20 protein-coding genes are annotated in these 17,828 nt (G+C 38.0%); 7 read left to right on the top strand and 13 right to left on the bottom strand.

The genetic code is table 11. From position 1 onward, the window contains the following. Positions 1 to 19: 19 nt before the first annotated feature. The 4 genes from MST16_RS08420 to MST16_RS08435 form a co-directional block, all read right to left on the bottom strand. Positions 20 to 775, bottom strand: a complete 756-nt coding sequence (locus MST16_RS08420; protein ID WP_257222653.1) for a zeta toxin — start codon at positions 773 to 775, stop codon at positions 20 to 22. 3 nt (positions 776 to 778) lie between these two features. Continuing rightward, on the bottom strand, positions 779 to 1,039 hold the full coding sequence (locus MST16_RS08425; RefSeq protein WP_180005523.1) for a hypothetical protein: 261 nt from the start codon (positions 1,037 to 1,039) through the stop codon (positions 779 to 781). 280 nt (positions 1,040 to 1,319) lie between these two features. Then, positions 1,320 to 1,712 carry a hypothetical protein gene (locus MST16_RS08430; RefSeq protein ID WP_180005522.1) on the bottom strand — a complete coding sequence of 131 codons (393 nt, stop codon included), beginning with the start codon at positions 1,710 to 1,712 and terminating at the stop codon, positions 1,320 to 1,322. 3 nt (positions 1,713 to 1,715) lie between these two features. After that, entirely contained in the window at positions 1,716 to 2,084 is a 369-nt protein-coding gene (locus MST16_RS08435) for a hypothetical protein (protein ID WP_078190788.1), read from the bottom strand. Between the two features lie 1,118 nt (positions 2,085 to 3,202). On the opposite strand from MST16_RS08435, the gene aroQ reads away from it, so the two are divergent. Genes aroQ through accC form a run of 3 tightly spaced genes read left to right on the top strand, consistent with a single transcriptional unit; the run spans position 3,203 to position 5,469 of the window. Then, positions 3,203 to 3,658: a type II 3-dehydroquinate dehydratase gene (aroQ, locus tag MST16_RS08440; protein WP_078190789.1), complete on the top strand. Its 456-nt coding sequence runs from the start codon at positions 3,203 to 3,205 to the stop codon at positions 3,656 to 3,658. 15 nt (positions 3,659 to 3,673) lie between these two features. Continuing rightward, positions 3,674 to 4,090, top strand: coding sequence for an acetyl-CoA carboxylase biotin carboxyl carrier protein (accB, locus tag MST16_RS08445; protein ID WP_078190790.1), 417 nt, complete (start codon positions 3,674 to 3,676; stop codon positions 4,088 to 4,090). A gap of 17 nt (positions 4,091 to 4,107) precedes the next feature. After that, on the top strand, positions 4,108 to 5,469 hold the full coding sequence (gene accC, locus MST16_RS08450) for an acetyl-CoA carboxylase biotin carboxylase subunit (RefSeq protein ID WP_180005521.1): 1,362 nt from the start codon (positions 4,108 to 4,110) through the stop codon (positions 5,467 to 5,469). A gap of 70 nt (positions 5,470 to 5,539) precedes the next feature. Here accC and MST16_RS08455 read toward each other — a convergent pair whose 3' ends face one another. Beyond that, on the bottom strand, positions 5,540 to 6,022 hold the full coding sequence (locus MST16_RS08455) for a hypothetical protein (RefSeq protein WP_078190792.1): 483 nt from the start codon (positions 6,020 to 6,022) through the stop codon (positions 5,540 to 5,542). 251 nt (positions 6,023 to 6,273) lie between these two features. Here MST16_RS08455 and MST16_RS08460 point away from each other — a divergent pair, with 251 nt between their 5' ends. Further along, a complete protein-coding gene (locus MST16_RS08460; protein ID WP_180092599.1) occupies positions 6,274 to 7,704 on the top strand; it encodes a GGDEF domain-containing protein in 1,431 nt (476 codons plus the stop codon). A gap of 24 nt (positions 7,705 to 7,728) precedes the next feature. On the opposite strand, the gene MST16_RS08465 is transcribed toward MST16_RS08460, so the two are convergent. The 6 genes from MST16_RS08465 to MST16_RS08490 form a co-directional block, all read right to left on the bottom strand. Then, complete coding sequence (locus tag MST16_RS08465) at positions 7,729 to 8,889, bottom strand: MFS transporter (RefSeq protein WP_180005519.1); 1,161 nt, start codon at positions 8,887 to 8,889, stop codon at positions 7,729 to 7,731. Between the two features lie 246 nt (positions 8,890 to 9,135). After that, positions 9,136 to 11,106, bottom strand: coding sequence for a choline BCCT transporter BetT (locus MST16_RS08470; protein WP_180005518.1), 1,971 nt, complete (start codon positions 11,104 to 11,106; stop codon positions 9,136 to 9,138). Between the two features lie 463 nt (positions 11,107 to 11,569). After that, on the bottom strand, positions 11,570 to 11,986 hold the full coding sequence (locus MST16_RS08475; protein ID WP_180005517.1) for a DNA breaking-rejoining protein: 417 nt from the start codon (positions 11,984 to 11,986) through the stop codon (positions 11,570 to 11,572). Between the two features lie 77 nt (positions 11,987 to 12,063). Beyond that, positions 12,064 to 12,534, bottom strand: coding sequence for a transposase family protein (locus MST16_RS08480; protein ID WP_180165512.1), 471 nt, complete (start codon positions 12,532 to 12,534; stop codon positions 12,064 to 12,066). Next, positions 12,482 to 12,877: a transposase family protein gene (locus MST16_RS08485; RefSeq protein ID WP_071851480.1), complete on the bottom strand. Its 396-nt coding sequence runs from the start codon at positions 12,875 to 12,877 to the stop codon at positions 12,482 to 12,484. The genes MST16_RS08480 and MST16_RS08485 overlap by 53 nt, the downstream gene beginning before the upstream one ends. 308 nt (positions 12,878 to 13,185) lie before the next feature. Beyond that, a complete protein-coding gene (locus MST16_RS08490; RefSeq protein ID WP_078190858.1) occupies positions 13,186 to 13,416 on the bottom strand; it encodes a hypothetical protein in 231 nt (76 codons plus the stop codon). A 234-nt stretch (positions 13,417 to 13,650) separates the two neighbouring features. On the opposite strand from MST16_RS08490, the gene MST16_RS08495 reads away from it, so the two are divergent. Continuing rightward, positions 13,651 to 14,127 (top strand): CinA family protein, encoded by a 477-nt coding sequence (locus MST16_RS08495; RefSeq protein WP_168379808.1) that lies wholly within the window; start codon positions 13,651 to 13,653, stop codon positions 14,125 to 14,127. Positions 14,128 to 14,205: 78 nt separating this feature from the next. Next, entirely contained in the window at positions 14,206 to 14,823 is a 618-nt protein-coding gene (locus MST16_RS08500; protein ID WP_180012192.1) for an aminotransferase, read from the top strand. A gap of 65 nt (positions 14,824 to 14,888) precedes the next feature. On the opposite strand, the gene prpC is transcribed toward MST16_RS08500, so the two are convergent. Beyond that, positions 14,889 to 16,025, bottom strand: a complete 1,137-nt coding sequence (prpC, locus tag MST16_RS08505) for a 2-methylcitrate synthase (protein ID WP_180005560.1) — start codon at positions 16,023 to 16,025, stop codon at positions 14,889 to 14,891. 3 nt (positions 16,026 to 16,028) lie between these two features. Further along, complete coding sequence (gene prpB, locus MST16_RS08510; RefSeq protein ID WP_180005561.1) at positions 16,029 to 16,913, bottom strand: methylisocitrate lyase; 885 nt, start codon at positions 16,911 to 16,913, stop codon at positions 16,029 to 16,031. 239 nt (positions 16,914 to 17,152) lie between these two features. Here prpB and MST16_RS08515 point away from each other — a divergent pair, with 239 nt between their 5' ends. Then, complete coding sequence (locus tag MST16_RS08515; protein ID WP_180005562.1) at positions 17,153 to 17,806, top strand: TetR/AcrR family transcriptional regulator; 654 nt, start codon at positions 17,153 to 17,155, stop codon at positions 17,804 to 17,806. Positions 17,807 to 17,828 lie beyond the last annotated feature (22 nt).

The following is a 17,828-nucleotide window of genomic DNA, read 5'->3' on the forward strand; positions in this document are numbered from 1 at the left end:
GTATTATATTCAGTTGATATTAATTTGGCTCAAACTCTTTAAGCACCTTATCTACAAACCACCACGGTAAACGCTGAATACCTGAATTCATCTTTAAAATTTCAGCCTGTTCAATTTCCGCAATGAAAGAAGCATACTGTCCATCGGCAGAGTTATCAAATAAATAACTTCGATCCGTTGCTTCTACCGCCTGCATTAACAAATCCATACTTCGATAATAACGTTCGCGAATTTTTTGTTCTGGCACTCCGTGTCCACCCGTTTTCACTCGGTACTGAACACGTGAAATATTGATCACAGGATCAATAGTGGAAACATAATATAGATAGGTTTTAAAGCCTTTTCTTTTTGCTTCTCGTAGAAACTCCACCTTTGAAATATGGGACATCACCGTTTCAAAGGTAAAACTAATCTTTAGTTCTAAAAACTGCAAACGGATGTAATCGATAATTCTTGCACAAAGATATGAATCAATCTGATCTGGATGAAATTCAATTTTCCACGGATCTAATATCTGAGGTTTTCGTGCTAATAGCGGAATAAATTCTCCATTCGCGGGACGTTTTTTCGTATCTAGAAAGTCAATTAATGCTTCTGATTTTAAAGCGGGATGATAATCTAACAAATTGAGCCGGTGTGAATGTTTCAGTTGAGCTTCGAGTTCATCCGCATTTAAATATGCCCCAATATGATGAGGCAATAAATATTCTTTAACTGTGCTTTTACCTGAACCATTTGGACCCGCGAACATTCTAATGCGAGGTTGTGGAGGCATGTATTAAACAATTTCCTCTATTTTCTTTTTACGTTTTAAAATTTTAGGTAGATCGTCCACTTGTACGAAGTCGGCTGATACATCTTTTAATTGTACTTCTTGACCATTTTGAAGACGTTGAACCAGTTGTAGACCTTTTACATAAACCACAGTGGATGACGCACTTGCTTGTTCAAAAGCATGGCGAAATGCATGGATAGCAAGGCTCGGGATCATATCGTCCTCATATTGGCTTGCTTTCATTACTGAAGTATAAGCTGTCATATAAACAACTCCTCAAACATCAAAAATAACATCAAAAATAATGTGTTCAATCATCTTATCATACTCGCAATATTTGTCTATTTATCCATCAACCATACTGAGAGAAACTCGATAAAAATTCAAAGTGATTAAATCATTTGATTATCGTACTCGAATAGAATGTCGTATATGAGTAAATGTGTGCGGATGCTACATCATGAATCATGTAAAGGTTATCCACGTTAGATTTATCACCGAATAGAATCCAAAAAGTTTTAGAAGAAAAAGTTTACGTCTCAATTTATTTTGTAGGACTCGAACAAAACGCACTTTCGTTTAGTCCAGACGACTGCATACTTTGTTGCTGTTGTTGTAAATAATGCTGTGAAGCCACTTGCATTAGATTGGCCATTTCAAGAGCTGAATTTTGTTGAGAGATTTCTAAAATCTGTCGATATGCATTCAATCTTAAACAAAAAGCTTGAGTTTGCTGCTGACCAGTTGCTGTAGAGGCTGGGTCATCCAAAATGGCTTTGGTTGAATTAATTTGCTCAGTATATGCTTTTATCTGAGCATTATATTCAGCTTGAGTCAGTTGTGGAGTAACCGCTTCATTCACATTTGCATATGCTACAGAAGCAGTAAACACAGAGAAAATAAGGACATAAAGTTTATACATCAACGGAGAATGCATAAATTAAGCCTCATCACCTTCTTTCCAGACATCTTCATAATCATCAGCATCGATCATAAAACGATAGCCTACATCCAAAGCTAAATACGGTAGCACTTCAGGCACAACATCTTGCAGTTTACGCACAGTCATTGTTTCAAAGTTATCTGCGCCTTCAAGCTCACCACCATAAATATACCAACTGACATTTTCATCACCTTCTGCAGGCTTACGAATACCAACAATTGGATCTTTATTTAAGGTATGAACAGCCACCGCAATTACATCATCGCCCTGCACTTCTACATATGCAGAACCCACTTCTTCACATAAAAGTTTTTGTTCTGCAATCAATTCTGCCAAAGGTGATGAATTTTGCGTATGTTTTGCCATGTTTGTTCTCAGGCCATATAGGTTTCGGGCATTCTACCGTGAATTACACTTATATAGATAAATTTTTTCCGCGGGAAAGCATTCGAGCCTTGTTTTATCAATTCATTTATAGAAAAAGACTCAATGCGGTAGATTCCACCTAAAAGTATAAACAAGAAGAAAGGAAACTTATTCAACACATATACCGCTAAAACATAGAAATAGACGAATAAAAAATAGAATCAGCATGCAAACAGCAAGCTTCTTTACCACCACAGATTTAACTTTTGCCAATACCTGTACAAATTTGGACAAATACCCAATTTTCCAAACTTGCATGATTTATGAAAGAAATCGTCAATGCCTTGCACGCTTTATACATTCAAAACACTGACTAGAAAATACACAAGATGGTTAATACGCTTATATATAGGTCTATAAAGTATGACTTAGCTACGCAATAAATGTTCATCATATCTAAAGCTGCCTACTTATAAGGAAATGCTCCCACAGAATATTCAATTCACTGAGGCAAACAAAATATCTAGCTTGAGCCCTATCATTTATGAAAACATTTCATTGGTTTGGAAATATGCTGTATCAATCATAAAAAAAATAAACTATCTTTTAATTTTTATATACTTAGCATACAGACTTGCTTTATTCTTTTAAATAACTCGCTTGAAAGCTGAGAGCAATTTAGATTTCTTTATGCACAAATAAATTAAACCTTAGAATTTTTAATGCGCTGAATAAATACTATCTTTACGACTATGCATGCGTAGGCAGTTCAACTGACGATCTATAAGATGGATACACAAGGCATCTCACATTTAAGGTCATTTGTGCTGGTTATTGCTAAACGTACGCACCACGATAAAGCAAGTTTACACAAAAGATATCAACAGTTTTAGCCAATTGGGTTTAAAATGATGCCCTACAATATAATGATAAAAAATGTAATCTTTTAACATTGCCAATTCTCTGCAAAGTTCGCATTATATAGCCCATTCTCGGCACATGCTTTTCACGTCAATTCAAAGAAATTATAAAAAAAATGTGGAATTTTATGCCATAATGAGCAAACTTTGCAGGTATCTTGCAAAGTAAATTTGCAACTTTTTATTGGAGCAGGCTGAATGAGCTCGACCATTTTGGTCATTCATGGACCGAATCTCAACTTACTGGGAAAACGTGAACCCGAAGTTTACGGCTATCTGACACTTGAAGATATCAACCAAAAACTGATTTCACAGGCTCAAAACGCTTCCATTTCTCTCGACACTTTCCAAAGTAATTGGGAAGGCGCTGTCGTCGACCGAATTCATCAAGCGCAACAAGAAGGCGTTCAATTCATCATTATTAATCCAGCAGCCCTAACACATACTTCGGTTGCTGTGCGTGATGCCCTTCTTGGTGTAGCCATTCCGTTTATCGAAGTACATCTATCAAATGTCCACGCTCGTGAAGCATTTAGACATCACTCCTATCTATCTGATAAAGCCGTTGGCGTTATTTGTGGTTTAGGTGCAAAAGGCTATGCCGCAGCACTAGACTTCGCCATCGAAAAAATTCAACCAACTTCTCAATCTTAATTAGGAATACTGTTCATGGATATCCGTAAAATCAAGAAACTCATCGATTTGATGATTGAATCTGACTTACAGGCGATTGAAGTTAAAGAAGGCGATCAATCTATCGCTCTAACTCGTCGCAATCCAGTTGTTGCTGCCGCTGCGCCTGCTATGGCTGCTCCCGCCGCTGCACCTGCTGCACCTCGTTCACCACGTGGTGCTGTTGAGCCGTCTCCTATGGTTGGTGTGTTCTATGCTGCGCCAAATCCAGGTGAAGCACCATTTGTTAAAGTTGGTCAAACTGTATCTGCTGGTGAAACACTCGGTATCATCGAAGCAATGAAAATCATGAACCCAATTGAAGCAACTCAAAGCGGTGTGATTGAAGAAATTTTGGTTAAAAATGGCGAAGTGATCCAATTCGGTCAACCATTATTCCGCTATCGCGCTTAAGACCACGGGGAATCACAATGTTGCAAAAAGTTTTAATTGCAAACCGTGGTGAGATTGCGCTCCGCATCACCCGCGCTTGCAAAACTTTAGGAATTAAAACCGTAGGGATTTATTCCGATGCCGACAAAGACCTAATGCACTTACGCTTCTGTGACGAAGCAGTGTGCATTGGACCAGGTGCCAGCAGCGAAAGTTATCTCAATATCCCTGCCATTATTACAGCGGCTGAAATCACCGGTGCAGATGCCATCCATCCAGGTTATGGTTTCTTATCTGAAAACGCTGAGTTTGCAGAAATTGTAGAAAACTCAGGTTTTATCTTTATCGGTCCGCGTCCTGAACACATTCGCTTAATGGGGAACAAAGTTTCTGCCATTATTGCGATGAAAAAAGCTGGTGTACCAACTGTTCCGGGTTGTGACCATGCTGTAACGATTCACAATGCATTGGCAGAAGCCAAAGAAATTGGATTTCCATTGATCGTAAAAGCTGCCTCTGGTGGTGGTGGTCGTGGTATGCGTATCGTTGAACGTGTAGACACACTACTCGAATCTGTACAAGCTGCTCAACGTGATGCGGAAATGTGGTTTGGTGACGACACCGTTTATATGGAACGTTTCCTTCAAAAGCCACGCCATGTCGAAGTGCAAGTTCTTGCAGATGGTAATGGCCATGCAATTCACCTTTATGATCGTGACTGTTCATTGCAACGTCGCCATCAAAAAGTGCTTGAAGAAGCGCCTGCACCAGGTTTACCTGAAGAAGCACGTGCGCATATTCTTGAAGCATGTGTAAATGCTTGTAAATTGATGCAATACCGTGGTGCTGGTACATTCGAGTTCTTATTTGAAGAAGGTGAATTCTTCTTTATTGAAATGAATACTCGTGTACAAGTAGAACATCCTGTTACTGAGCAAGTGACTGGCGTAGATATTATCGAGCAACAATTACGCATTGCTGCTGGCTTAGGTTTGGATCTTCAACAAGAAGATATTCAACTTAAAGGTCATGCGATTGAATGTCGTATTAATGCAGAAGATCCATCTACATTTATGCCTTCACCGGGCAAAATCGATCATTTCTATGCACCGGGCGGCGCAGGTATCCGACTAGATTCTCATATCTATCAAGGATATAGCATCCCGCCATACTATGATTCAATGATTGCAAAACTCATTGCGCATGGTAAAGATCGTGAAACCTCTATTGCGCGCATGAAACAAGCTCTCGAAGAGATTATCTTAACTGGCGTGAAAACCAATATTCCGCTACATAAAGATTTGATTCTTCAAGATAAAAATTTCTGCGAACAAGCAATGGATATTCACTATCTTGAAAAACATCTATTAAAGAAAGTCGAAGGACATGAAGAGAAATAAAACTTCAGCGTCAAAAAAACCACTCAAATGAGTGGTTTTTTATTTTCATAAGAAAGATCTATAGTCATGCTTAAGGCAAAACTCGACGCAATGTCGCAAAACACTGCTGAGCCTGATCATTGGCACAGAAATTAATAACCGATGGACTTTTCCACTTTACAAAGTACTGTGAAATTTCGCCGGTTTGATCTTGAATATTGCCCGAACAATCCATCTGATTATTGTCATATTTCACTTGTAAAATCAGTGCTGGAATTTGCACATTCGGATCTTGCGCAGGTTGATAGTCATATACCCCAGATGACCACTCTTCACCGCTTTTGATCACAACATCATTATTGCTCTTAAAATTATAATATTCAACGCACTTTTTATTGGTCGGAATTTCCATACCCCATAAGCCGACCAATTCAGAACGTGTTGTCACCCTAAAGCTATTCACCGCTTCAACTTGATTTTTAGCCTCTGAATTTTGAGTTGTATTCTTATTATCTGCCGCCATCACCAACGATGAACTCAACATGAGTAAAACTGTAAGATATGCTATTTTCATACATTTAATCAGTCATATAAATCATGCTCTTAAAGTAACACATTTTTTTACAAATCCGCGGTTTATCACATTTTCATAACAATCATTTTTCCTATTTATCCAAAAAATCAATCTCGGTTAACGAAACTACAAATCAGCTAAATGCCAAACAAATCACACTATTTACAATAAAATAATATAAAATCTTTTTTATCGTTTAATATTCGAAAAAAACGAATTCTCCCATATTTAACTTAGGCTTACATAAGCTAATGAAACTGCATTCGAATAGTCTTGCTCCGCTTAATGCACGCCACAGCATGGCTTTTGTCATAGTCGCTGCAGTTATTCTTTGCTGCTGCTTAGTCGGTATTTTCAGCCGCCCATTAAGCTATTTAGCGATTTTTTGGCCTGCGAATGCAGTATTGTTAGCAATATTCTTAAGGTTCCCTAAACTGAGTAATCTGGGAGGATCGTTAGGTGCATTTACCGGTTATATGCTCGCAGATTTAGTGACGGGCAATTATTTCCAACTCACTTTATTTCTCACTTTTTCAAATTTAACCAACAGCATGGTATCGCTATTTTTTATGCGATATTTTCAGGTGAACTATCAAAACTATAATAAAGGTTTCACCTTTCTGACCATGATTGTCATCATCGCCTGTGGTGGATGCCTTGCAGGTGCTCTTTTTGCTATTTTCACTGTGCCTTATATCCCCAACACGTTTATGTCGACCGATCGATTGTCGATTGATTTTGGTATGTGGTGGATTACTGAAATATTAAATGCGCTGATTATATTACCGCTTATTCTGTCTTTTCCTAAACTGGCCGATCTTAAACTGTATTGCAAAGACCGACGCAATCAAAGCTTTCAAATCAACAAGATATTTCCAGCTATTGCGGTTATCTTCTGCGTATTTTTAACGACAGTGACTACTGGTCCGGGCGCAATTCTCTACCCTTTAGCGGCTCTGATTTGGGCAGCTTTAACCTATCGATTATTTACCCTATCTCTGATTAATGCCGTAGTCATTTTAGCGACCTATTACAATTTAAATGCCTTCTATTTACATGATTCATCACTCACCTACTTGTCTACAGCCATTTCTGTACGCATTGGCCTTGCCATGCTGATAATCGCTCCATTAATTCTTTGTATTATTAGCCGCAATCGGCACGAACTGTATAAAGAAGTTTTATACCTTGCAAATCATGATAGTTTAACGCATGCGATGAATCGTCGATATTTTTTCGAGCAAGGTGAGCTTTACCTACAAAACCAAATTCAGCTTAACTTTTCCATTATCATGATAGATATTGATCATTTTAAACAATTGAATGATCAATATGGGCATTATGTCGGTGACCAAGTTTTACAGGAATTTTCTGGTATTGTACGTAAGAATTTGCGTGAAACAGATTTATTTGCACGTATAGGTGGTGAAGAGTTTAGTATATTACTTACCAACATTGCAGCACCTGAAGCCCAAGGTATCGCTGAACGTATCCGAAAAGTCGTTGAAACCACACCTATTTTCATTGATGAACAAAATACGATTTATATTACGGTGAGTATTGGTCTGATTCATCAGTCTTTGCCCAATGCTCCAAGTTTGCAAAGTATGATTAATCAAGCCGATCAGGCCTTATATCAAGCCAAAGAGCTCGGCCGTAATCAGGTGATTTTAGTCCATTGAGACTTATCAATATACTGAATTGCTTCAAGCTGGCTTTTGAATCGTTTTAGGCAAGCCCACGACCAAAAACATGGCAGGTAGAACCGCCAGTCCTGCGATCATAAAAATAACGGGTCCCGAAAGCATGTCCCAATATCGACCTGCTAAAATACTGCCACTCGCAACACCTAAGCCCCACATGGTACTGTATAGCGCTTGACCTCGCCCTTGTTGACTTGCGGTAAAATTTTGAAAAATGATTCGCATCGCGATTAAGTGGAATAATCCAAAACTGAAGGCATGAATCGTTTGCGCAGCAAATTGAGTGATAAACACCGCCGGATATAAGCCTACAATCAACCATCGCATCCCTGTTAGCCCCAAACAAATGAGCACTAAGTTACGCCAAGAATATCGATTAAAAAAGACATTGGCATAGGCAAACATAATGATTTCTGCAATGACTCCGACAGACCATAAAAAACCGATTTGGCTCGTCGAAAAATCAGCCTGCTTAAGGTAATTGCTATAAAAACTATAAAACGGTGCATGCGAAAAGAGCAGAAAAAATTCAATGATAAAAAAACTCGCTACAATAGGCCGTTTTAAGATAGGCCAAAGTGGTTCAAGTTTTTTCTGTGAAGATGGTGCAGTAGCGGGCTCTTTAATCGTAAATGACCAAATAAATGCGAGAAATGCAATGCATAACAACATGATAGGAAGCATGGAAACAGGTATTATTTCTAGCAAAGCCCCTATTCCAAATACCCCAACAATGAAACCAACTGATCCCCATTTTCTGACTTTTCCATAAAGTTCTGCACGACGCTCAGCGAGCCAAAATAAAGTTACTCCTTCAAATTGAGCCAATATGGCATTTTGAAAGAAACTAAAAACCAGCATGAGTAATGCAACAGACTGAAAACTATTGGGAATTATAAAAATCAGAAACCAAATACAGGCTTCCATCCATGTTGCTATTCGAACTAAAAGCATGCGCTTGCCGGATTTATCTGCAATCCAACCCCAAATAAACGGTGCAAAAAAACGTGTGACAATTGCAATCGAAGATAAAATACCTATTTCTTGATAATTAAACCCTTGATCCTCTAGATACAAACTCCAATACGGCATGAATGTACCCACTATTGAATAATAGAAAAAGTAGAATCCACCGAGTTTGGAATGGATTGGAATGTTAAGCATCAAGCTGTATTCCTTTGTATTTACAATAGGTTATAAACTTTTCAGAGTTGTATACTTTTGCATCTAAAAGGCTTGGTTAGGATATGGCGAGTATACAAATTTATTTTAATTAAATTATTTCAAAATTTGTATAATTTTATCAAAATATCAAATTTCCTCATTATTCTATTTATTAAACAATATGTTATTTTTACTTATAAAACTTTCATATGTTAATAAAAACCGCCCATTTGGGCGGTTTTTTATCTATTGGCTCTTAGTTCGAACTAAATTTAAAAAATGCAGATGACGCTCATATTGATCAATGACATCTTGCAAGATATCTTCTTGCGTCCATTCGATGATGTCATAATTTTGACCACCTTCCCTCAAAAATACTTCAGCTTGATAATCTTGCGTAATTTCTCCTGAATCAATCATAAAGCTTGGTGTATTTTTTTCTTGGACAACTACTTGGTAGATAAAGTTAATCTCATCTTGATGGTTTACACGAAGCTGCAAGCCATCATCTATCGTGTTTACCGTCACATCTAAATGACGACGCTTAAACTCTTTCTGTAGATTTGAAAATGCCTGGCTTACCGTTGTATCAATATATTGTTCAACTTCTTCACGTGTATGCGGATAATGCATAATCAATCCTAAACGTTGCTGCCAACTTCTTGGATTATGAATTGCTTTAGGTGTAATACGCGCATCCTGTAATGCTTGCATCTTGGTTGCATCTAAATGTAGAGCCTTGACTAAGCCCCAGCAAATTAAAAGCATTACAAAAGTGAATGGTAATGCACTCAACATTGTTGCAGATTGCAAAGCACCTAAACCTCCTGCAAACAACAAAACAATCGCAAGTACAGCCATTAACGTTGTCCAAAACAATCGCTGCCAAGTTGGAGAGTTTTCAGATTTTGCAGTTAGATAGTCTGTAACTAAAGCCCCAGAGTCTGCCGAAGTCACAAAAAACAACATGACCAGAATGGTCGCCACAAAACTCATTACGCCTGAGAATGGCAAGGTCCCTAAATATTCAAATAACGCAACGGATGAATCTCGTTGCACTGCAGAAATCAGCGAGGTGTTCGCTTCGTTTAAAATACTATAGAGTGCAGCATTCCCCATGACTCCCATCCAGATCAGCGTGAAGCCTGTTGGAATAAGTAAAACACCTACAATAAACTCACGAATAGTACGTCCTTCAGACACACGCGCAATAAACATACCTACGAATGGCGACCATGAAATCCACCATGCCCAGTACATAATTGTCCAACCACCAATCCAACCATCAGATTGATAGGCATATAAATTAAAGGTCATGTTGAATAAGTTTGAAAAATACTGGCCAGCATTTTGTATAGTCGCTTGTAATATAAATATTGTTGAACTAGCAAAAAATACAAATAATAAGAGGGTTAATGCTAAGCCTAAATTGATCTCTGATAATCGTTTAATACCCTTGTCTAAGCCCATAAATACGGACAAAGAGGCCATAGCCGTAACAATGACAATTAGAATTAGTTGCGTCGTCGTTGAATATTCAATCCTGAATAGATAATTCAGGCCGGAGTTAATTTGGGTTACACCAAAACCTAATGTCGTTGCGACACCAAATACAGTACCGATCGTCGCAAAGGTATCTACACCATCACCGATTGGACCATAGATTTTTTTTCCTATGAGAGGATATAACGCAGAGCGAATTTTTAGAGGTAGATTGTGTCTATAAGCAAAGTAAGCTAACGCTAAGCCAACGATGGTGTAGATTGCCCATGCATGAAGTCCCCAGTGGAAGAAGGTTACGCGCATGGCTTGCTGCGCTGATTGGATCGTTTCAGGATCACCAGTTGGAGGTGATACATAGTGCATCACTGGCTCCGCGACACCGAAAAACATTAAGCCAATACCCATACCAGCAGTAAATAACATAGCAAACCAGGAGCTATTACTATATTTTGGTTGGCTATGGTCTAAACCTAATTTAATTTTACCCATATTTGAACAGGCAATATAAATAAGCACTATTAGAAAAATGGCTACAGATAACACATAGAACCAACTGAATGAGTTTGTAACCCATTGATTTAGTTGTTTAGTAATTAGATCAAAAGCATTGGGAGCTAAAAATACAATGGCAATGAAAATGCCGATAATAACAACTGTGCTAATAAACACATTTGGATTCACATTGGAATACCATGACGGTTTCAATGAAGACATACCTTCCCTATTCCGTTTTATTTGTAAGACAGATCAAAATTGATCAAAGAGATATCCGCTAACTGCGGAAGAAACAGGCTTGTAAAGATGAGTGCTGGCGATTGTAATTTCGCTCTATACGATAAATATTAAAAATATTCATGTGCATAAATTGAAAATTAAAGGCTGACTCAATCTAAGCCACTGTTTAGAATGTGCACATGTTATCATATTTTTAGATACTAAATTAAATATTAAGCAATTTATTAAATTAAGAAAACGATCAATTTAATGTCTTCATTCTAAATTCATTATATTTATCAATATCATTTTTCTTAATTTCTTATAATTTTCCAATTAATACAAAATTCAAAAAACCACTTTTTGGTGGTTTTTTGAATATTTTTTTATCACTTATATAATTTCATCTAGTTGGTTTTTCTTCGGTTACTTTCTAAGTTATCCAGATCCAGATAAAGTAAGTTTAGCGAACTGCTTCAACATGCAATTTATAATTAACCGTTCTATTATTCCGTGCCGTATTCCGCATTTGGTAGATCTGAATCAAATAATTGCCTGATTCTGGCAGCTTGAATTTTCCAGATACTCCTGTTGTAGATCCAATCACTAAAGCTTCTGTTTTTCCTGGTTTATCACCAGGAGCATATATATTAATTTGGGCTAAATCATGATTGCTTGTCAGCTTATAGCTTAAAGTTTGTCCAGCCTTAGCATTCAAACTATACTGAATGTCATCGTAGCCTTTAAATGATCCTGCAACTGTAGTACCAATAGCACCTTTTGCAAACTGAATGGGTTTTACTGGTGCAGCAGATACACTTGGCGAAACCGCCGCAGACAAAGCCAAAGTTATTGAACCTAACAAAGTTAATTTTTTCATCACTATGTGCCATTTTTAAATTGATCATTTTTAATCATGTGAAATTCTAAATTTCATCAATAGATTTCTTTCATAAGTCATTTTTCACTCAGCTCCAAGTTATAAATTCCAGCAATTAGATTGAATCTCAATGCTAGTCTTTTGCCTCGATTGCGATATCGCTCAGCAAGAATTTTGAAGGTTTTCAAACTGCCAAATACATGCTCAATTCCAATTCTTCTTTTATTGATTTCCTGATTATAGATTTTTAGTTCGGAATCCAGTTTACAGTGCTTCTTTGCTTTTAATGGCAACAAGCTATTCGGATACACTGTATAAATTCCCTGATAACCCTTATCCGCAAGGATAAATGCACCTGCAGGAATCTGATTCAAGTTACGTTTGAAGAGTTCGAAATCATGTACGGCACCACGACTCGTACATAAACTCAGGATTTTTTGAGTTTGATAATGAATGATGGCCTGTACTTTGAAAGTGTGGGTCTTTTTCTTGCCGCTATAGCTTTTCTTCTGTTTTTTTAGGCCTTTGGATTGGAATTTCTGTGGCATCCACGATCACAACATTCCAATCGATGCCTTCGCCCTCGGGTAAATCTTTGGGTAAATTAAAGAGATTGGACCGAATCAGGCAGTCTTCAACATGACGGACAATTCTTGAGGCTGTGGGCTCTGAAACCCCGTAGCTCGTCGCAACGTGAAATAAGGTTCGGTATTCCCGCCAATAGCTTAGACAGAGCAGAACCTGGTCTTCCAGGCTTAACTTGGGCGGTCTGCCTTTGGCAGGGACATGTTTCTTCAATTGCTCAACCATCAAATAGAAAGTTGACCATGAGATGCCTGTGTATCGCTTGAACTGAGGATCAGAAAGCTTGTTTGAATCGATGTATTTCATCCGCAGATTATGCACGAATGCTAAGAAATCCGGAGTGCAAATATTAACCAAAAAGAAGATCGTTTTTTGATTTATGAAAGAGATCTATTATTTCTTCCCCCATGAAAAAACAAATAAATTATACTCAATAATATCTCGGGGATTAAATAGCCGTTGGTCGAATAGCTAGAGCTATGGATCAAGTGATCATTAAAAAATACATATCCCTTTTGAATCTAGACTTATCTAAAGTTTGAATCAGGCAAATACAAAAATACAGTTCCCAACTCAATGAGAACTGTATTATTAATACTACAAATTGATCGAAATTAAACGGCAAGTACTTTCACAATAATGGTTTGCATGTCTTCATTTTCTTCCGCCAAATAAACACGCTTTAACTCTTTGCTTTTCACTTTGAATTGATGATTTTGATACTGAATTACAGCCGGAATTTGATCAAAATACAGGCTATCTGCGTCTAATTCTTCTTGAAAAAGTGGCGTGCCCAATTGATAGTCTAGGCTTTTTAATACTACATATTTAACAGTCGTTTTCATTGAAATAAACCTACTTTTGTTACGCTCTTTATTTTAAGTTTTAACATCGTTTTCCTTCCGAAGAAACCTTTATTTCATATTTTCGTACAGCTTCTAAACAATCACGCTATTTTCGTGAATTCCACAACACACAGTACCAACTTAGACTTTTAGTGAAATTACAGGCGAGCGAAATCAATGCTAAAATTTTAAGAATACTAATGATCATTCACCATTCTACTTTGGGGTAAGCACATGCTTAAACAGTGTTGCGATGCTTTAGAACAAAAATCCATGACTATCGCGTTTATCGAGAGTGCAAGCTCTGGTTATTTATGTAGTCAATTTTCAATTTATAAGAATAGTGGTGCAGATATCTTATTAGGTGGACTAGTGAGCTATGATCCATCAATCAAGCGTGAAATTTTAAAAGTAGATCCTCTACTAATAGAAAAATTTACGGCCGAATCCGCAGAAGTGACTCAAGCGATGGCTGAGCAAGGACAACAACTATTTTTACATGCGGACTTTGTGGTGGCCTGCACTGGATTACTCAAACCCGGTGGCAGTGCAACCGTAGAAAAACCCGAAGGAACATTTTATATTTCAATTTTACATGATGGTCGTATCTATAATTATCATTATTTTATTTTGGGTACGGCTTTAGAACGCTTAGATCAGTTAACTGAAAATGTTGCTCACAGTGTATTAGACATCTTAAATGCAGAATAAAACATACATAATCTTCATATTTAAATATCATTTTGCATCGCATACTGTATTGAGGAATTTACTTATCAGGACAAGAAAATGCAGCTACGTCATTTCAATGCATTCGCAATTAGCACCCTAATTTCCTGCTCTGCTTTCGCGACGGTAGGCGGCCCTCAAACCATTGAGGTTTTAGGTTTTGATAAAAAAGACCAAAAAATCTATTTAATGCGTCATTTTGAAGATGGTCGTGGTCGTTTACCACAATTATATTATTATCAATTAAATAGCCAAAAACCGACGCAATTAATTACAGTGAGATCTTTATATATTAATCCCAAGACAAAACGGATTGATTACGATCAAGACAGCACCCAGTTTGATAAAGAAATCGCGAAAATAAAAAAACGTTTAGTCAAATTAACACCAGTAAATAACAATAATGCTCGAATACAGTTATTAACAACCATGAATGGCACTGCAAAATCTTGGTATGACCCGAATGAAACCATTGATAAATGGACCTATCAATATCGTATTAAAAATTCGCAGTATAAAAGCGCCATACAAAAGGCTGAGACGTATAAAGAAGGTTTAAAAATCTCTAAAACTTATCGTGTAGTGCAAAAGCCTTTTTATTTAGTGACTGTTAAATATCTAGGGATTCCATTTGAAACGGGATATAGCGTCGAAGATCCTGTTTTATTAACCAAATAGATTGTTAACTCAATTAACAAATAATAAAAAAGCCTCTTTTGAGGCTTTTTTATTTCACTTTAAAATTATGCCGCAGAACGCTCTGCAATCGGCACCACTTTACGCAGTTCAGGGCCTGTATAGTCCGCGCTTGGGCGAATAATACGGTTGTCCGCACGTTGTTCCATCACATGCGCTGCCCAACCTGTTACACGGCTCATCACAAAGATTGGCGTGAATAATTTGGTTGCAATATCCATGAAATGGTATGCAGATGCATGGAAGAAGTCTGCATTACAGAACAATTTCTTCTCGCGCCACATCACTTCTTCACAGCGTACTGATACTGGATAAAGCACAGTATCACCGACGTCTTTTGCTAGGCGTTCAGACCAAATTTTGATGATGCCATTACGTGGATCATTGTCTTTATAGATCGCATGACCAAAGCCCATGATCTTTTCTTTACGCTCAAGTTTGCCGAGCATTTCACGTTCAGCTTCTTCTGGAGACGTCCAGTTTTCAATCATTTCCATCGCAGCTTCGTTCGCACCGCCATGTAATGGGCCACGTAGTGAACCAATTGCACCTGTGATGCATGAATGCATATCTGACAATGTTGATGCACATACACGCGCTGTGAATGTAGATGCGTTAAACTCATGCTCTGCATACAAAATCAGTGATACGTTCATCACTTGCTCGTGCAATTCATTTGGTTTTTCGCCACGCAGTAAATGTAGGAATTGAGCGCCGATTGAATCATCATCGGTGTTTTCTTCTACACGTACACCATCATGGCTGAAACGGTACCAGTAGCAAATGATCGCAGGAAGCGTTGCCAAAATACGATCTGCAACATCTTGTTGTTCATCGAATGATTTTTCAGTTTCAAGGTTACCTAACATTGAAACGCCTGTACGCATCACATCCATTGGGTGTGAGTCAGCAGGAATACGTTCTAATACTTCTTTCAATGCTTGCGGCAATTGACGCAATGATTTGAGTTTGGCTTTGTATGCTGCTAGTTGTTCTGTTGTTGGCAATTCACCAAAGAAAATCAGGTACGCGACTTCTTCAAACTGACAGTTTTCTGCCAAGTCTTGAACGTCATAACCACGATAGGTTAAGCCCGCACCACTTTTGCCTACAGTTGAAAGTGCAGTTTTACCCGCTACTTGTCCGCGCAGTCCTGCGCCCGTGAGTACTTTTCCTTCAGCCATTTTTTATTTTCCTTCAGTGAACAATTTATCTAAGGTGTTTTCAAAAGTGTGATAATCGAGGAATTGATAGAGTTCTTTTCGTTGTTGCATTTTATCCAGTACATTGACTTGTGTACCGTCATTGCGGATCGCATGCATTACTTCGAGTGCCGCTTTTTGCATTGCACGTGTTGGTGATAATGGGTAAAGCACCATTGCAATACCCTGCTCGCCTAGTTCTTCTTTGGTGTAGTAAGGGGTATCACCAAACTCTGTAATGTTTGCCAGTACAGGGACACCAACAGCATCGCAGACAGTTTTGTACATGGTAATATCAGTCATTGCTTCAGCAAAGATCGCATCTGCACCTGCTTCTACACAGGCACATGCACGGTCGATCACTGCTTGCAAACCTTCTTTTTGTAATGCATCTGTACGCGCCATCACCACAAAGTTTGAATCGGTTTTTGCATCAACAGCCGCTTTAATACGGTCAACCATTTCTTGTTGTGACACGATTTCTTTGTTCGGACGGTGACCACAACGCTTTTGTGCGACTTGGTCTTCAATATGAACCGCTGCTGCACCTGCTGCAATCATTTGCTTCACACTGCGGGCAATATTAAATGCACCGCCCCAACCTGTATCGATATCGACAAGTAATGGCGTATCTACACGTTCAGTAATACGACGAACATCTTCCAAAACATTGTCTAAACTGGTCATGCCTAAGTCAGGTAAACCATAAGAATAGTTCGCAACACCTGCACCAGATAAATATATGGCTTTATAGCCAACTTCTTTTGCCATCATTGCTGCATAGGCATTTACTGTGCCAATGATTTGTAATGGTTTTTCTACTTCCAATGCTTGTCTAAATCTTAAGCCTGCAGACGTTTGTTGTGTCATATTCCTTTCCACGGCATTTACTTTAATTTTCGAAGTTTGAGTATATCCATATTTTTTTCCAACTCTATGGCTTTGTAGAATATTAACTCTAAAACTTTAGTCAAATATTTCACTTGTCACCTATCTGTTGTTATTCTTTAGTCAAAGATCTCTGATTTATAAGCAAAGCAGAAAAGTACTAATTTTTTTGCTATAATTATCGTCAAATCAGCTCTTTTTTTGTTAAAAATTATCACTTTATGCAAGATTTAATACACATTGAACCTCTAACGCATGACCAGCCACAAACGAGGCGCGGACATGAACGATGTGTTGCGCTTTTAGAAAGTGCTACGGAGCTTTTTTTAAAACGTGGTTTTGATGCAGTTTCATTAGATGACATCGTGAATCATGCAGGTGGTTCAAAAGCGTCAATCTATAAATATTTTGGTAATAAAGACGGATTATTTAAGGCCATTTGTGACTATCGTCGCTGCTTATTTTTCAAAGATATTTGCCTACCATTTACGGTGAGCCCTGACACCGATATTCGTGCTTATCTCATCAATACTTTAAGTGACTTTCATCAGCATATCGTGATGCCTGAAAATGCGGCATTTATGCGGTTAGTCTTAGAACAAACAGGACGTAATCCTGAAATAGCACGTTATATTCATGAGCAAGGTCCGAAACAAATTCAGAACACCGTTGCCGAAATTTTATATCAAGCACATCAACACGGTTTGCTGTATTGTGAAAACCCGCTGTTTTCGGCTCAGTTTTATTTTGGGATTCTGCGTAATTTAGAATGGCGCGTTCTCATGGGCATCAGCATTGATGAAAATGATCAAGAAACAATCAATTACATCAGTTATTGCGTCGATCGTTTCCTAGACGGTCACCAAAAGCGCTAGATTTTTTGCAATTTACCTCTCT

The sequence above is a fragment of the Acinetobacter sp. YH16040_T genome, assembly GCF_024605785.1.
GTDB lineage: Bacteria > Pseudomonadota > Gammaproteobacteria > Pseudomonadales > Moraxellaceae > Acinetobacter > Acinetobacter amyesii.